General features: G+C 72.5%; 15 protein-coding genes. 7 read left to right on the forward strand and 8 right to left on the reverse strand.

The features are described 5' to 3' along the window. Positions 1-304: 304 nt before the first annotated feature. Together ACCP09_RS39465 and ACCP09_RS39470 are read left to right on the forward strand one after the other, a co-directional pair. Positions 305-1,702: a serine/threonine-protein kinase gene (locus tag ACCP09_RS39465; RefSeq protein WP_433754186.1), complete on the forward strand. Its 1,398-nt coding sequence runs from the start codon at positions 305-307 to the stop codon at positions 1,700-1,702. 10 nt (positions 1,703-1,712) lie between these two features. After that, entirely contained in the window at positions 1,713-2,933 is a 1,221-nt protein-coding gene (locus ACCP09_RS39470) for a threonine synthase (protein WP_433754188.1), read from the forward strand. On the opposite strand, the gene ACCP09_RS39475 is transcribed toward ACCP09_RS39470, so the two are convergent. From ACCP09_RS39475 to ACCP09_RS39495, 5 genes are read right to left on the reverse strand one after another with little or no spacing between them, the layout of a single operon-like run. Next, positions 2,921-3,661, reverse strand: a complete 741-nt coding sequence (locus tag ACCP09_RS39475; RefSeq protein WP_433754190.1) for an HAD family acid phosphatase — start codon at positions 3,659-3,661, stop codon at positions 2,921-2,923. The two genes, ACCP09_RS39470 and ACCP09_RS39475, sit on opposite strands and share 13 nt — an antisense overlap. Positions 3,662-3,711: 50 nt before the next feature. After that, a complete protein-coding gene (locus ACCP09_RS39480) occupies positions 3,712-4,857 on the reverse strand; it encodes a THUMP-like domain-containing protein (protein WP_433754192.1) in 1,146 nt (381 codons plus the stop codon). Beyond that, on the reverse strand, positions 4,858-5,808 hold the full coding sequence (locus ACCP09_RS39485) for a class I SAM-dependent methyltransferase (RefSeq protein ID WP_017984452.1): 951 nt from the start codon (positions 5,806-5,808) through the stop codon (positions 4,858-4,860). Position 5,809: 1 nt separating this feature from the next. After that, entirely contained in the window at positions 5,810-6,589 is a 780-nt protein-coding gene (locus tag ACCP09_RS39490; protein ID WP_017984453.1) for an enoyl-CoA hydratase/isomerase family protein, read from the reverse strand. Positions 6,590-6,641: 52 nt separating this feature from the next. Continuing rightward, positions 6,642-7,406, reverse strand: a complete 765-nt coding sequence (locus tag ACCP09_RS39495; RefSeq protein ID WP_051079557.1) for an ABC transporter ATP-binding protein — start codon at positions 7,404-7,406, stop codon at positions 6,642-6,644. A 300-nt stretch (positions 7,407-7,706) separates the two neighbouring features. On the opposite strand from ACCP09_RS39495, the gene ACCP09_RS39500 reads away from it, so the two are divergent. Both ACCP09_RS39500 and ACCP09_RS39505 read left to right on the forward strand, forming a co-directional pair. Continuing rightward, positions 7,707-8,243: a cysteine dioxygenase gene (locus tag ACCP09_RS39500; RefSeq protein ID WP_020421934.1), complete on the forward strand. Its 537-nt coding sequence runs from the start codon at positions 7,707-7,709 to the stop codon at positions 8,241-8,243. Next, positions 8,243-8,635: a rhodanese-like domain-containing protein gene (locus ACCP09_RS39505; RefSeq protein ID WP_123685100.1), complete on the forward strand. Its 393-nt coding sequence runs from the start codon at positions 8,243-8,245 to the stop codon at positions 8,633-8,635. Before ACCP09_RS39500 ends, ACCP09_RS39505 begins: the two co-directional genes overlap by 1 nt. Positions 8,636-8,919: 284 nt before the next feature. Here the strand turns inward: ACCP09_RS39505 and ACCP09_RS39510 are convergent, their stop codons facing one another. From ACCP09_RS39510 to ACCP09_RS39520, 3 genes are read right to left on the reverse strand one after another with little or no spacing between them, the layout of a single operon-like run. Then, complete coding sequence (locus tag ACCP09_RS39510; RefSeq protein ID WP_051362925.1) at positions 8,920-10,236, reverse strand: MFS transporter; 1,317 nt, start codon at positions 10,234-10,236, stop codon at positions 8,920-8,922. A 31-nt stretch (positions 10,237-10,267) separates the two neighbouring features. Next, entirely contained in the window at positions 10,268-11,200 is a 933-nt protein-coding gene (locus ACCP09_RS39515; RefSeq protein ID WP_433754196.1) for an NAD-dependent epimerase/dehydratase family protein, read from the reverse strand. Further along, positions 11,197-12,000: an IclR family transcriptional regulator gene (locus tag ACCP09_RS39520; protein ID WP_037322955.1), complete on the reverse strand. Its 804-nt coding sequence runs from the start codon at positions 11,998-12,000 to the stop codon at positions 11,197-11,199. The genes ACCP09_RS39515 and ACCP09_RS39520 overlap by 4 nt, the downstream gene beginning before the upstream one ends. 59 nt (positions 12,001-12,059) lie before the next feature. Here ACCP09_RS39520 and ACCP09_RS39525 point away from each other — a divergent pair, with 59 nt between their 5' ends. Genes ACCP09_RS39525 through ACCP09_RS39535 form a run of 3 tightly spaced genes read left to right on the forward strand, consistent with a single transcriptional unit; the run spans position 12,060 to position 14,812 of the window. Then, the gene (locus tag ACCP09_RS39525) at positions 12,060-13,226 is read left to right on the forward strand and encodes a mandelate racemase/muconate lactonizing enzyme family protein (protein WP_433754198.1); all 1,167 of its coding nucleotides are present in this window, start codon (positions 12,060-12,062) and stop codon (positions 13,224-13,226) included. Between the two features lie 3 nt (positions 13,227-13,229). Continuing rightward, entirely contained in the window at positions 13,230-14,117 is an 888-nt protein-coding gene (locus ACCP09_RS39530) for a dihydrodipicolinate synthase family protein (RefSeq protein WP_400989547.1), read from the forward strand. Further along, the gene (locus tag ACCP09_RS39535; RefSeq protein ID WP_431905432.1) at positions 14,114-14,812 is read left to right on the forward strand and encodes an SDR family NAD(P)-dependent oxidoreductase; all 699 of its coding nucleotides are present in this window, start codon (positions 14,114-14,116) and stop codon (positions 14,810-14,812) included. Before ACCP09_RS39530 ends, ACCP09_RS39535 begins: the two co-directional genes overlap by 4 nt. Positions 14,813-14,860 lie beyond the last annotated feature (48 nt).

Genomic DNA, 14,860 nt, shown 5'->3' on the forward strand with positions numbered 1-14,860 from the left:
CGGGTGGGCGTGATGGCCGGGGGGGGATTGGTCGTGGTGGCCGGGGGGATTGGGCGTGGCGGCCAGACGTGATGGGCGGTTGGCCGGGTTCCCGGGTTCCCGGGGCCCGGGCACGTCACCGGCTTCGCGGTCGGCGACCGTGTGGGTGCGGGGCGAGCCGGTGGGTATCGGTGCAGGTCGGAGCGGTGTGGATTGGTCCGGGCCAGCGGGTTCGGGTAGTTCGAAACCGCCCCACGCGGGCGGCCTGGACCGTTTCGAGGTGTTTGCCGCGCGGCGCGGGGAGCCGACACCGTAGCCTTGCCGGGTGACGGAGACCGAGGGGCAGGACAACCCGCGCGTGATCGCCGGCCGGTACCGGCTGCAGCGTCACATCGGCGGGGGCGCGATGGGCGTCGTCTGGGAGGCGAACGATCAGCTACTCGACCGGACCGTTGCGGTGAAACAACTTCTGCTACCGCCGCGGCTCACTCCGGAAGAGGCCGAGCAGGCCCGCAAGCGTTCCTTCCGCGAGGCCCGCCTCGCCGCCCGCCTCCAGCACCCGCACGCCATCACCGTGTTCGACGTGGCCGACGACGACGGCAAGCCCGTGCTGGTGATGGAGTACCTGCCCTCGCACAGCCTGGCCGAGGTACTCGCCGAGCGCGGCAGCCTCCCGCCCGGCGAGGTCGCCCGCATCGGCGCGCACGCCGCGTCCGCGCTGGCCGCGGCGCACGCGGCCGGCATCGTGCACCGCGACGTCAAGCCCGGCAACATCCTGCTCGGCGAGGACGGCATCGCGAAGATCACCGACTTCGGCATCTCCAAGGCCGCCGACGACGGCACCCTGACCGGCAGCGGCCGCTTCGCGGGCACCCCCGCGTTCCTCTCCCCCGAGGCCGCGCGCGGCGAGACGCCCGGCCCGGAGTCCGACGTATACTCCCTCGGCGCCACGCTCTACGCCGCGGTCGAGGGCCGCATGCCCTACGGCGACACCGACAACCAGATGGCGCTGCTCTACGCGGCCGCCGCCGGCCGCGTCGCCCCGCCGGAACACGCCGGGCCGCTCACCGGCGTGCTCACCCGGATGCTCGACGTCGACCCCAAGGCCCGCCCCACGATGGCCGAACTGGCCGCTGAACTGGGCAAACTCGCCATGATGACGGCCACGACCAAGGTCGGCCCGGTGCCGCCGCGGAGACCGTCGCGGCGAAGATTCGCCTACGCCGGCGCCGCGCTGGCCGTCGTCGCCGCCCTGGTCGTCACGCTCGTCATCCTGCTGCCCGCCTCGACCGGGGACAACGACGCGCCCGCCGACCAGGCCTCGGCCCCACCCTCCCCCACCTCCGCGACGAGCAGCCCGGCGCCGCCGTCGACCAGCGTCACCACCGTGACCAAGACGGCGACCAGCAGCCCGACCCCGGCCACCGCCTCCGCGGTGCAGGCGGTCAGCGACTACTACGCGATGATGCCGGGCAACACCGACGCCGGCTGGGAGCGGCTCGGCCCCGTGCTGCAGGCACAGGGCAAGTCCAGCTACGTCGGCTGGTGGTCCACCATCAGCTCGGTGAGCATCGTCAGCGGGCCGCGCCAGGTCGACGCCGACACCGTCGAGGTCACGGTCGACTTCGTGAAGGGCGGCTCGCACTTCCGCGAGCGGCACCACCTGGGCATGATCCAGCGCGACGGCAAGTGGCTGATCAACACCGACACCCTGGTCAGGTAGAACGGGAGGCGTGGCCTACTCCGCGCTCTCCCACCTGGGCTGCCCCCGCTGCCACCTGACCCACGACGCGGACCGCGTGCAGGGCCTCTGCACCTGCGGCTCGCCGCTGCTCGCCCGCTACGACCTGGCCGCCACCACGGTGACCAGGGACGAGATCGCCGGCCGCGAGCCGACCCTGTGGCGCTACCACGAGGTCCTGCCGGTCCGGTCGGCCGCGAACGTGGTCACCCTCGGCGAGGGCATGACGCCGCTGCTGCCTCTGCCCACTTACGGCGAGCAGGTCGGCGTGCCCGGCCTGCTGATGAAGGACGAGGGCCTGGTCCCGACCGGGTCGTTCAAGGCGCGCGGCGCGGCGGTGGGGGTGTCGAAAGCCGCCGAGCTGGGCGTCACCGGGATCGCGATGCCCACCAACGGCAACGCCGGCGCGGCCTGGGCCCTCTACGCCGCGCGCGCCGGCCTGCGCAGCCTGATCGCGATGCCGGTCGGCGCGCCGGCCATCACCAGGGCGGAGTGCCAGGTCAGCGGCGCCGAGCTGTACCTGGTCGACGGCCTGATCTCGGACGCCGGGAAGCTGATCCGCGACGCCGTCGCCGAGCGCGGCGGCTACCAGGACGTCTCGACGCTCAAGGAGCCGTACCGCATCGAGGGCAAGAAGACGATGGGGTACGAGATCGCCGAGCAGCTCGGCTGGCGCGTGCCGGACGTGATCGTGTACCCGACCGGCGGCGGGGTCGGCATCATCGGCATCCACAAGGCGCTGCTGGAGATGCGCGAGCTGGGCTGGATCCCGGACGGCAAGCTGCCGCGGCTGGTCGCGGTCCAGGCCACCGGGTGCGCGCCGATCGTGGACGCGTTCGAGCGCGGCGCCCGCGAGTCCGAACCGGCCGTCGGCGCGCACACGATCGCCTTCGGGATCACGGTGCCCAAGGCGCTGGGCGACTTCCTCGTGCTGGACGCCGTCTACTCCACCGGGGGCACCGCGATCGCCGTCAGCGACGAGGAACTGCTGGCCGAGCAGGGCAACCTCGCGCGCGCCGAGGGCACGTTCGTCTGCCCCGAGGGCGCCGCGTGCTTCGCCGCGGTCCGCAAACTCCGCGGATCGGGCTGGCTCTCCGCGGACGACGAGGTCGTCGTCCTCAACACCGGCGCGGGCGTCAAGTACCCGGAGACGGTCGAGGTGTCCGCACCGGTGCTGGCCAAGGACGGCGCGATCCCGCGTCAGGGCAGGTAGTACATCGGGTTCGGCAGCTTGACCGGCCGCTCCGCGTGGCCGCCTTCGAGGTCGCTGTACTGGTCGCCGAGGTTGAGCACGATCGTCGCGCCGGTGGCTTCGATGTGCGCCCGCGTGCCGGACTTGTACTGCACGGTGTCGCAGGTCAGGCCGCACGGCAGGTAGTCCGGCGCGGTGGTCTCCGGCTTGAAGAACGCCGCCGCGGGCGCCGGGTAGCCCTCGTTCGCCAGGTTCTTCAGCGACGCCGCACCCTGGTGCTCCTTGCGGCCGGTCAGGAAGTAGACGTCCACACCGTGCTGCGCGGCCCAGTTCGCCAGTTCCAGGGTCGGCTTGATCGCCGGGAACGCGCCGTCGTTGATGGCCTTCTCCTGCTTGACCGGGTCGAAGCCGAAGTCGTTGTCGGCTTCCCAGCCGTAGGTGACCTCGGAGGTGTCGTCGATGTCGAGCACGATCGCCGGGTTGCGCACGCCCTGCTGGAGGCGGATCGCGAGGTAGTGCTCGGCCCCCTCGACCTGGCGGCGGACGTCGGCGGCCCACTGGCTGCGGTCGGACTCGTGGTGCTTGCCGTCCGCGTCCACCTGGTCGCCGTAGTAGGCCTTGACGTCGAGCTTGACCTGGCCGAGGTTGTCCGGCTCGTGGCTGCCGCCCGAGGTGGCGACGGCCGTGGCGCCCCCGGCGACGGTGGCGCCGATCGCGGCAGCGGCGGCCAATTTGACCAAACCGGACATTCTTTCACGCAACACGGGGCCTCCTCGTCAACGGTCGACGACCCGAGAACCTACCCCGGGATCCGCTCCGGGCGACAGAGGAAGAAGTGGGGTGCGCGGCCGATCCGCGTGAGCACCACGCTGGCCTCCTGGTCGCCGACGAGCTTGAGCCGCCTGCGCAGCGCGTCCGGGTCGACATCGAGGCCGCGGACGAGGATCTCCAGCCTCCCGACGCCGCGGGCCCGCAGCAGCGAACGCAGCGATTTCTCCTGGTAGTGGCCGTGCTCCAGGACGCGGAAGGCGCGCACGCCGGGCGGCGGCACGTCACCGGTCAGATAGGCGATCCGCTCGTCGAGCTGCCACAGCCCGTGCCGGGCCGCGTAGTGCTTGACCAGGCCGGCCCGCACGACCGCGCCGTCCGGGTCCACGATCCACTCGCCCGGCCCGGCGGCGCCGACGTCCGACGGGTCCCGGTCGGTGATCGTCCACTGTGTACCGTGCGAGCGCAGCACGGTCGCTCGCCGCGAAGCGGTGGCCAGGCCGGCGCTCCACACGCAGGCCTCCCGGACCTGGCCGTCGAGCGACACCAGCTCGATCTCCGCCGCCCACGGCACGGCCGCCGGGTCCAGGCCGGGGGCGCACTTCACCGCGAGGTCGCGGCCCGCGTAGACCTCGGCGAGCTGGTCAAGCGGCGGCGCGAAATCGGACGGACGCCAGGTCCGGCGGCCCGCCGAGTCACGGCGGGCCGGATCGGCCACGACCACCGCGTCCCGGCTGACCGGCCGCAACGCGTCGGCCCGGACCACCGCAACGCCGGGGCAGTTGTGCCGTGCCATCGCCAGCCGCACCGGGTCCAGGTCGGAGCCGAGGCACCGGCGCGCGACCCGGGCCAACTCGGCGAGGTCGGCGCCGATCGAACAGGTCACGTCGTGCACATCGCGGCCGGCCAGCCGCTGCGCGCGGTGCCGCGCCACCGGCGGCACGCTGGCCTGCTGCAGCGCGTCGCCGGTGTAGAGCCAGGACGGGTCGAGCTTGCCCTTGCGTCGCAGCAGCACGGTCTCCAGCACCGCGGCGAACCGCTCACCGGCCACCTTCCGCGCGGCCGCCACGTCCGCGATCCGGTCGGTCAACGGCAGCTCGGCGACCTGGGCCAGCGCACGCGCGCCTTCCTCCGAGCGGAGGAAGGCGACGTCGTCGAGGGTGAACGCGTAGGGCACTTACGGCTTGATACCGGTGATCATCACGTTGTAGAACAGCTCGCGCGGCAGCACCTTGGACAGCACCTTCTTGTCCAGCGCGGACAACCGCAGCCACAGGTGGTAGGCGAACATCCGCCACCGCACCGTGAGCTTCTCCTGCGGCACCGCCGCCTCGAACGTGCGGATCGGCCAGCCGGCCAGCGCCGCGCTGAACTCCTCGGTGACCGCGCGGACGTCGACCGCGCCCGCGCCCAGGGCCATGCGCTCCAGCTCGGACGGGTCGAACGTGTGGATGTCGACCACGGCCTCCAGCGCCGCCGCGCGCGAGGACTCGTCCAGCTCCTCCTGCGGGCGCCGCCAGCCGCTCAGCGCCGGGACCTTGGTGACGTTGGTGGTCAGCCACCAGGTCAGCTGGCCGAGCTTGCGCGCGTAGAAGTTGCCGATCTTCGTCGGCTCACCGGCGAAGACGAACCGGCCGCCCGGCTTGAGCACCCGCAGCACCTCGCGCAGCGCACCCGGCACGTCCGGGATGTGGTGCAGCACCGCGTGCCCGACCACCAGGTCGAAGCTGTTGTCCGGGTACGGGATGCGCTCCGCGTCGGCCACCCGGCCGTCCACGTCCAGGCCCAGGTTCTCGGCGTTGCGCAGCGCGACCTGCACCATGCCCGGCGAGAGGTCGGTGACCGAACCCTTCTTGATCACCCCGCCCTGCATCAGGTTGAGCAGGAAGAACCCGGTGCCGCTGCCCAGTTCCATCGCGGTCGGATAGGGCTGGCCCTCCTCGCCCGCCACGGCGTTGAACACGTCGGTGGCGTAGGAGATGCAGCGCTCGTCGTACGAGATCGACCACTTCTCGTCGTAGGTGCCTGCCTCCCAGTCGTGGTAGAGGATGTTGGCCAGCTTGGGGTCCGAATACGCCGCCTTGACCTCTTCCTCGGTCGCGTGCGGGTTCGGGGCGGGGTCGGTCACGTCACTTCCCTTCGAAGGTGGCCTTGCCGGGGCCGTTCTCCACGAAGGAGGTCATGCCCGTGGTCTGGTCCTCGGTCGCCCACAGCGACGTGAACAGCTGCGTCTCCAGCTTGAGGCCGCTGGCCAGGTCCATGTCGAGACCGCCGTCGATCGCGGCCTTGGCCTGCGCGAGCGCGACGGCCGGGCCGTTCACGAACTGACCCGCCCACTTCTGCGCGGCCGAGTAGACGTCGTCCGGCGCGACCAGCTGGTCGACCAGGCCCAGCGACAGGGCCTCCTCGGCCTTGACGAACCGGCCGGTGAACACCAGGTCCTTGGCCTTGCTCGGGCCGATCAGGCGCGCGAGCCGCTGCGTGCCGCCCGCGCCGGGGATGATGCCGAGCAGGATCTCCGGCTGGCCGACCTTCACGTTGTCGCCGGCGATCCGGTAGTCCGCGCCCATCGCGAGTTCGAGCCCGCCGCCCAGCGCGTACCCGGTGATCGCGGCGACGACCGGCTTCGGGATCGCGGCGACCGCGGCCACCGTGTTCTGCAGCTTCGCGCCGAAGGACCGCATCTCGACGTAGGAGCGGGTGACCATCTCCTTGACGTCCGCGCCGCCGCAGAAAGTCTTCTCCCCGCCGTAGAGGATCACCGCGCGCACGTCGGACCGCTCGGCCGCCTCCTGCGCGGCCACCGCCAGCTCGGCCGTGACCTGGCCGTTGATCGCGTTGACCGGGGGCCGCTCCAGCCGGATCGTGCCGATCCCGCCGTCCACCTCGAGCCGTACGAACTCGCCCACGCTGGCATCCTCCTTGATCTTGCGGTGCACCTACCGGCCGGTAGGGGTGACCTTACCGGCGACGCGCGAAGAAGCGGTCACCCGAGCGTTCGAGGACGAGGTCCTGGTCGAACGTCTTCGACAGGTTCTCCGCGGTGAGCACGTCGTCGACCAGGCCCGCGACCACGGCACGGCCTTCCCGCAGCAGCAGCGCGTGGGTGAAGCCTGGCGGAATTTCCTCGACGTGGTGTGTGACGAGCACCATGGCCGGGGCGTCCGGGTCCAGCGCCAGCTCGGACAGCCGCGCGACCAGGTCCTCCCGGCCGCCGAGGTCGAGACCCGCGGCGGGCTCGTCGAGCAGCAGCAGCTCCGGGTCGGTCATCAGGGACCGGGCGATCAGCGTGCGCTTGCGCTCGCCCTCGGACAGCGTGCCGTACTCGCGGTCGGCCAGGTGCCGGATGCCCAGCGCGCCCAGCAGCTCCTCGGCGCGGCCGGTGTCCATCGTGTCGTACTGCTCGCGCCAGCGGCCGATCACCGCGTACCCGGCGCTGACCACGACGTCGACGACCTTCTCGTCCCCCGGCACGCGCGACGCGATCGCCGCCGAGGTGAAGCCGATGCGCGGGCGCAGGTCGAAGATGTTGGTGCGGCCGATCTGCTCGCCGAGCAGGTGCAGCGACCCGGTGGTGGGGTGCAGTTCGGCGGCCGCGAGCCGGAGCAGGGTGGTCTTGCCTGCGCCGTTCGGGCCCAGCACCACCCAGCGCTCGTCCAGCTCGACCGACCAGTCGAGGCCGGCCAGCAGGTCGTTCTTGCCGCGGCGGACCCCCACCCCGGCCATCCGCACCACGAGATCGTCAAGGTCGTTCGGCTCGCTCACGGGCCCATTGTGGCCGCCGGGCGCCGCCGGAGTCCCGCCGCCCCCGTACCACTTGGTGGGACGTCACAGCGGGTAGCCGGATCTCGTGGCACGATGCGCTTCGTGAGCACCTCCCGGTACCCGCGGCGCCGCTTCTGGCGCAACCGTGCCGTCGATCTGGTGCTGGTCGCGTCCTGCGGGTGTAGCCCGACGCGGCACGGTCGCTGACCTGCCGCGTCTCGCCTCTTCCCGATTCTCACGCGACCTTACTGGGAGACCCCTGTGACTTCTGTCCTGCGTTCGACCGAGATCCACCCGCGCCTGATCGGAACCGCGCTCGAGGAGCTGCTGCACCCCGAGCGGCTGCTGTGGACGCCCACCCAGCTCGCCGGCCTGACCCGCACCGTCACGCTGGAGCTGGGTGCGCGGATCTCGGAGTTCCTGCACTTCGACGCCGACCAGCGGTGGTGGGCGCGGCTCGCCCTGACCGAGGGGATCGAGCTGTGGGTGCTGACCTGGCTGCCCGGGCAGGGCACCAAGCCGCACGACCACGGCGGCGCGGCCGGGTCGTTCACCGTGCTGCGCGGCGAGCTGTCCGAGGAGTACCGCTACCCCGGCGGGCCGATCCGGCAGCGCACCCACGTGACGGGCGACGGAATCGGGTTCGGCGCCGGGCGGGCGCACCAGGTGACCGGCGCGGGCACCGAGGCCGCGGCGAGCATCCACGCCTACTCGCCGCCGCTCGTGCCGACCCGCGAATACGCCAGTCTGGCTGACGTGCCCGCCGAGATCCCGCCGCTGCCGGGCATCCTGCGGTGATGAACATCGACGAGATGCTGGCCTCCGCCCGCGCCACCCTGGAGCGGGCCGAGCCCGCCGACGCGTGGCGGCTGCAGGCCGAGGGCGCGCTGATCGTGGACATCCGGCCGATCGGCTACCGGGAGGCCGAGGGCGAGATCCCCGGCGCGGTGCCGGTCGAGCGGATACACCTGGAGTGGCGCCTCGACCCGGCGAGCGACCACCGGCTGCCCGGGGTGCGCCCGGACCGGCCGGTCGTCGTGGTGTGCAACGAGGGCTACGCGTCCAGCCTGGCGGCCGCCGACCTACGCCGGCTGGGACTGTCCCTGGCGACGGACCTGGTGGGCGGTTTCCGGGCCTGGCGCGCCGCCGGGCTGCCGGTGCAGCCGGGCGGCACGCCGGCGGTTCCCTGAGGGGAGTTGCTTCTGGGGTCGCGGCGGGGTGCGCTGCGTGGCTGCGGTGGGCGGGCGCGTGAGCGACAGGGCTGCCGGTGCACCCAAGCAGAACGCCGGCGATTCCCGGACGGGAGCCGTGGGACGCGGGCGGCGCGCTGAAACAAGCCGCGGAGCGGCGGTTCGCGGAGGCGTGCCGGTCACCACGACCGGCCCGCCCACTCGCCTATCCGCAGGGGCACGCCCCTCGCCTACCCCGCCGGGAGTCGCTGAAGACCAGCGTGTAGCCGGATCCGGTGGGGACTTCAGGCCACGGCGCGGGCCTTGGGCCCGGCCGTCTCCCGCACGACGCGCAGGACGGTGACCAGCGTGATCGCGGCGGTGAGCATCACGTAGAACGCCGGCGAGAGCCGGTAGCCGCTGGCCGAGATCAGCCACGTGGCGATGTAGGGCGCCGTGCCGCCGAACAGTGACACCGCGATGTTGTACGGGATGGCGATCGCGCCGGAGCGGATGCGCGGCGGGAACAACTCGGCCATCGTCGCCGACACCGCGCCGTCGTAGGCGGCGATCAGCAGGCCCAGCACGACCATCCCGAGGATCGCCAGGAACTCGTTGCCCAGCGACATCAGCAACAGCGACGGCCAGGTCAGCAGGACGAACCCGGCGGTGCCCGCGATCAGCAACGGGCGGCGGCCGATCCGGTCGGACAGCGCACCGGCGAACGGCACCGCCACCGCGACCACGGCCAGGCACACCGTGGACGCGACGAACGACTGCACCTTCGTGAAGTGCAGCGTGGTCTGCAGGTAGCTGGGCATGAACGTCTGCAGCGTCCAGTGCGCCACACCCTTGATCACGACCAGCCCGGCCAGCACCAGCATCGCCTTGCCGCCGGTGCGGAAGGTCTCGCGCACCGGGCTTTCGGTGACCTCGCCCTTGGCCTCCAGCTCGCGGAACTCCGGCGTGTCCTGCAGCTTCAGCCGCAGGTAGAGACCGGCCAGCCCGAGCGGCAACGCCAGCAGGAACGGCAGCCGCCACGCCCACGAGGTCATCGTCGCGTCCCCGAACGACGCGGTCAGCAGCAACGCCAGCCCCGAGCCGAACACGAACGCGGCGAACCCGAAGGTGTCGGCGAAGCTGGAGAAGAACCCGCGCCGGTTCGGTGGCGCATACTCGTACAGCACCGTCACCGCGCTGGAGGTTTCGCCGCCCGCCGCGAACCCTTGCACCAGCCGCGCGACGACGAGCAGCAACGGCGCGAGCGCGCCGACCGCGTGGTAGGTCGGCAGCACACCGATCGCGAAGGTGGCCAGCGACGTGGTGAGGACGACGATCGCGAGCACCCGCTGGCGCCCGATCCGGTCGGCGAGCGGCCCGAAGAACAACCCGCCCAGCGGCCGGATCACGAACCCGGCGGCGAACACCGCGAACGTCGACAGCAGGGCGGCCGTCGGGTCGCCCGCGGCGAAGAAGTTCGCGGCGATGACGGTCGACAGGGTGCCGTAGATACCCATGTCGAACCATTCCACGAAGTGACCGGCGCCCGCGGCGAGCAGCACTTTCCGGCTGGGCACCTGGCCGGTGCTCACGGTTTCGGGCACAGCGACCTGTTCAGACATGACGACCTCGTTGTCCGTGTCGGAGTGGGGATCAGCGGAGTTCCGCTTCCGCGATCATGCGGGAGACGGGGAATTCGACGGTGAAGCCGAGCAGTTTGCGGGCCTTCGCGTTGGACGTCGTGTAGTGCACCGCGGGACCGGGCAGGGATACGTCCACATAGTCCAGTCCGGCGCGGCGCGCCAGTTCCGGGACCAGCCAGTCGAAGTCGACCGAGTCGTCCGCGCCGAGACCGATCACCTCGCCGTCGAGGCCGGGGGTTTCGACGGCGGCGACCACACCGGCCGCCAGGTCGCGGGTGTCCAGGATGCCCATCCGGAACGGCGTCCCGTCCTCGCCGCGCGAGAGCACGAGCTTGGTCGTGCCGTCGTCGTGTGGTTCGAGCACGGCGACCGCGGCCGCGTTGCCGAACGCCCGCTGCTGCTCGATCTTGCGGTGCAGGAAGAACCGCGGCCCGGAGAAGAAACTGTTACGGTCCAGCAGCTCGGCGGCGTCCTGGAAGTGGGAGAACCGCAGCACCACCGCCTCCAGCCCGCGGGTGCGGCGGTAGAAGTCCACAGTGTCCTCGGCGAGCTTCTTCGTCAGCCCGTACGCGCTCGTCGGCGCGCGCGGGTGGTCCTCGTCGAGCGGCTGATAGACGGGTTTGCCCTCGGGGTAGACCTCGCCGGTGCTGGCGAGGACGAGCTTCGCGCCCGCCAGAGCCGCCGCTTCGGCCACGTTCGCGGTGCCGAGCACGTTGGTCTCGAACAGCGCCGCGTCGTCGGCCCGCTGCCAGGACATCCGGGCGGCCAGGTGCACCACCACGTCCGCGCCCGCGCAAACCGAAATCAGACCGTCCCGATCGGACAGTGGCAGGCTGACCGGCGGCGCGACGTCGATCGGCACCACGGTGTGGCCACGCTCTTCCAGCCGTCCGGTCAGCGTGCGGCCGAGCCGTCCCGCGGCCCCGGTGACGGCGATCCTCACCGGACCTCCCGCACCGGGGTGTGCACCGGGCCGAGGTAGCCGAGGCCGATGCTCACGCTGTCGGCCGCCTCGACGATCGTGCGCCCCAGGTCGGCCTCCCGCTCGTCGAGCGCGATCGCGGACAGCGCACCGGACAGCGAGATCGCGGCGACGACCGCGCCGGTGTGGTCCCGCACCGGCGCGGCGATGCACGCGCGGCCCAGCGCCAGCTCCTCGATCTCGGTCGAGTAGCCGCGGCTCGCGATCCGCGCGAGGTCGGCGTCCAGCGCCTCGAACGTCGTGATGGTGTGCGCGGTGAAGCCGTGCAGCGGCTCCGGGCCCAGCAGTTCCCGGCGCTGCTCCGGCGCGAGGCCCAGCAGCAGGCTCTTGCCCATGGCGGTGGCGTGCAGCGGGTTGCGCTGCCCCATCAGCGAAAACGACTTCTGCGCCAGCTGGCCTTCGACGTTGAGCAGGTAGAACAACTCGGCGCCGCGGCGCACCGCGACGTTGGCGCCGAGACCCAGTTCCCACGCCAGCCGCTGCGCGACCGGACGGGCCTGCCGGTAGATCGGGTCGTTGTTGAGCGCGATGCCTGCCATCGTCAGCACCGCCGGGCCGAGCTCGTAGAGCTGGCTCACCGGGTCGCGGCGGACCAGGTCGACCGACTCCAGCGTCGCGAGCAGCCGGGACGTGGTGGAGATGCCCAGCCCGACCTCCGCCGCGACGTCGGAGACCCGCAGCGCGGGCCGGCCGAGGGTGAAGGCGTTCAGCACGGCCGAGGCCCGCTCCACGCTCTGATTGCCACCGCTTTCGGAAACCATGGCACGAAGTATGCGGAGGCTTTGCACATTCCGCAAGTCCCGTGCAAAGATTGGCAACCATGCGCATCGCCGAGGTGACGACCTACGTCTTGAAGCTGTCCGGTCCGCAGGCCTACCTGGGGAAGCTGGAGGACGGCAGCGAGCTGAGCGAGGACCGCGGTTACGTCGTGCGTGAGCCGTGGCGCAGCCTCTACTCCGGCCGGTTCGAGACGATGCTCGTCCGCGTCACCGCTGAGGACGGCACCACCGGCTGGGGCGAGGCGCTGGCGCCGGTCGGCCCGGAGGTGCCTGCCGCGATCGTCGACCGGATGCTCGCCGGGTGGCTGACCGGCCGCGAGATCACCGGCGTCCGCCCGCTCTGGCTCGGCCTGCGGGACCTGATGCGTGAGCGCGGGCACCTGGTCGGGCACCAGGCCGACGCGCTGGCCGCGGTCGACATCGCGCTGTGGGACCTCTACGGCAAGCTGACCGGCCTGCCGGTGGCCGACCTGCTCGGCGGGGCGGTGCGCACGCACGTCCCGGCCTACATCTCCGGCCTCGCCCGCTCCACCGACGCCGAGCGCGCCGCGCTGGCCGCGGACTGGGTCACCAAGGGGGCGACCCTGGTCAAACTGGCCCTGGGCAAGGGAATCGAGGCGGACCTGGCCACCTTCGACGCGGTCGCCGAGGCCGCGCCGGCGATGCGGATCGCGGTCGACGCGCACTGGGCGTACCGGATCGGCGAGGCCGTCGAGCTGGGCCAGGAGCTGGACCGGCGCAAGGCGCTGTTCTTCGAGGCACCGCTGGTGCCCGAGGACGTCGACGGGCACGCCGAGCTGGCCGGGCGCATCCGCACGCCGGTCGCGGTCGGCGAGGCGATGCGCAACCGCTACGAGTTCGCCGACTGGCTCGGCCGCCGCGCCCTGCGACTGGCGCAGCCGGACGTGGCGCGCACCGGCATCACCGAGGCGATGTCGATCGCGGAACTCGCGTCGGCCCACCACGTGCCGGTCGCCTGCCACCACTCGGTCGGCCTGGGCATCGCGCTCGCCGCCGGGATCCACGTGTCCGCGGCCAGCGCGGACACGCCGTTCTTCGAGTACCAGCCGGACACCGTCCCGGTCGCGCAGAGCATCCTGCGCACCCCGCTGCCCGCCGGGCCGACGGGGTTCGCCGTGCCGACCGGGCCCGGGCTGGGCATCGACGTCGACACCGACCTGATCACGAAACTCGCGAAGGAGAACTGACCCGTGCCGGACACACCCACCGGTCTCATCCCCATCCTGGCCACGCCGTTCACCGCGGACGGCGAGCTGGACCTGCCGTCGCTGCGGTCGCTGGTGGAGTTCCAGCTCTCCTGCGGCGTCGACGGGCTCGCCGTGTTCGGCATGGCCAGCGAGGGGTTCGCGCTGACCGCGGCCGAGCGGGAGGTCATCCTGCGCGAGGTGCGGGCGATGACGTCGCTGCCGGTCGTCGCCGGGGTCAACGGCACCAGCACCGTGACGGCGCTGGAACAGGTCCGCGCCGCGGGTGACGGCGGGGCGGACCAGGTCATGGTGCTGCCGCCGTTCCTGGCCAAACCGTCGCCGGCGCAGGTCGTCGAGTTCTTCACCGAGGTCGCCGGCGCCGGGGTGCCGGTGATGATCCAGGACGCGCCGGGCGTGACCGGCGTGCCGGTCGACGTGGCGGCGGTGACCGCGCTCGCCGGTGTCGAGGGCATCACCTCGATCAAGGTGGAGGCGCCGCCGACACCGTCCAAAGTGGCCGCGGTGCGGGATGCCGCGGGGCTGGCCGTCCTCGGCGGGCAGAACGCGCAGGCGCTGATCGAGGAGTACGACAACGGCGCGGTCGGCACGATGCCGGCGTGCGAGTTCACCGACGTCCTGCGGTCCATTCTGGACGATCTCGCGGGCGGGCGGCGGGCCGAGGCGCGGGCGGAGTTCACCCGGCTCCTGCCGTTGATCCACCTCGGGGTCCGGCCGGGGCAGGCTTGGGCCGTGCACAAGGAGGTGCTGGTGCGGCGCGGGATCATCGAGACGGCCACCGTGCGGCTGCCCGCCCGGCCGTTGGAGCCGATCACGGCGAAGGCGCTGGCCGAGGTCCTGGACGAGCTGGCGCTGCCGGCGTGGCGCCGGTGAGGGGCGTCCTGGTCGTCGGCGGCGGCTCGGACATCGGGCGGGCGATCGCCGCGGCGTTCCCGGACGACCACGTGGTCGGCGCCGGGCTGGAGCCCGTGACAGACCCGGCGTTCGACGCGTACGTGGTCGCCGACTGCGCGACCCCGGCGGGTGCGGAAGCAGCCGTCGGTGCGCTCGACCGGCTGGACGTGCTGGTGCTGGCGGCGGCCTCGCAACCGGTGGCGGCCGCCGCGGAAGCGACCGACGAGCAGTGGCGCGCGGCGATCGCGAACACGCTGGACGCGGCGTTCTACCCGGCGCGGGCCGCGCTGCGGGTGATGCCGGCCGGGAGCAGCATCGTCGCCGTGACGTCGGTGAACGGCTTCCTGGCCGCGCCCGGCCTCCCCGGCTACGCGGCGGCGAAGGCCGGGGTGGACGGCCTGGTGCGGCAGCTGGCGCTGGAGTACGGCCCGCGCGGGATCCGGGTCAACGCGGTCGCGCCGGGCATGATCGGCTCGGCTGACCTGCCCGCCGTGGCGGAGGGCTACCCACTGCGCCGCACCGGCGAGCCACGCGAGGTCGCCGACGCCGTGGCGTTCCTGGCATCCCCGCGGGCGTCGTTCGTCACCGGCGTGGTGCTCCCGGTCGACGGCGGGCTGTCGATCGCCTCGCCCGCCGCGTTCCTCCGGCCGGACCTGCGCGCCCGGTTCCTGTAGAACTCGCGCCCAGGAACGCAGGACTCGCGCCAGCCCGCGCGAGTCCTG

The sequence above is a fragment of the Amycolatopsis sp. 3B14 genome (genome assembly GCF_050958625.1).
GTDB lineage: Bacteria > Actinomycetota > Actinomycetes > Mycobacteriales > Pseudonocardiaceae > Amycolatopsis_E > Amycolatopsis_E thermoflava.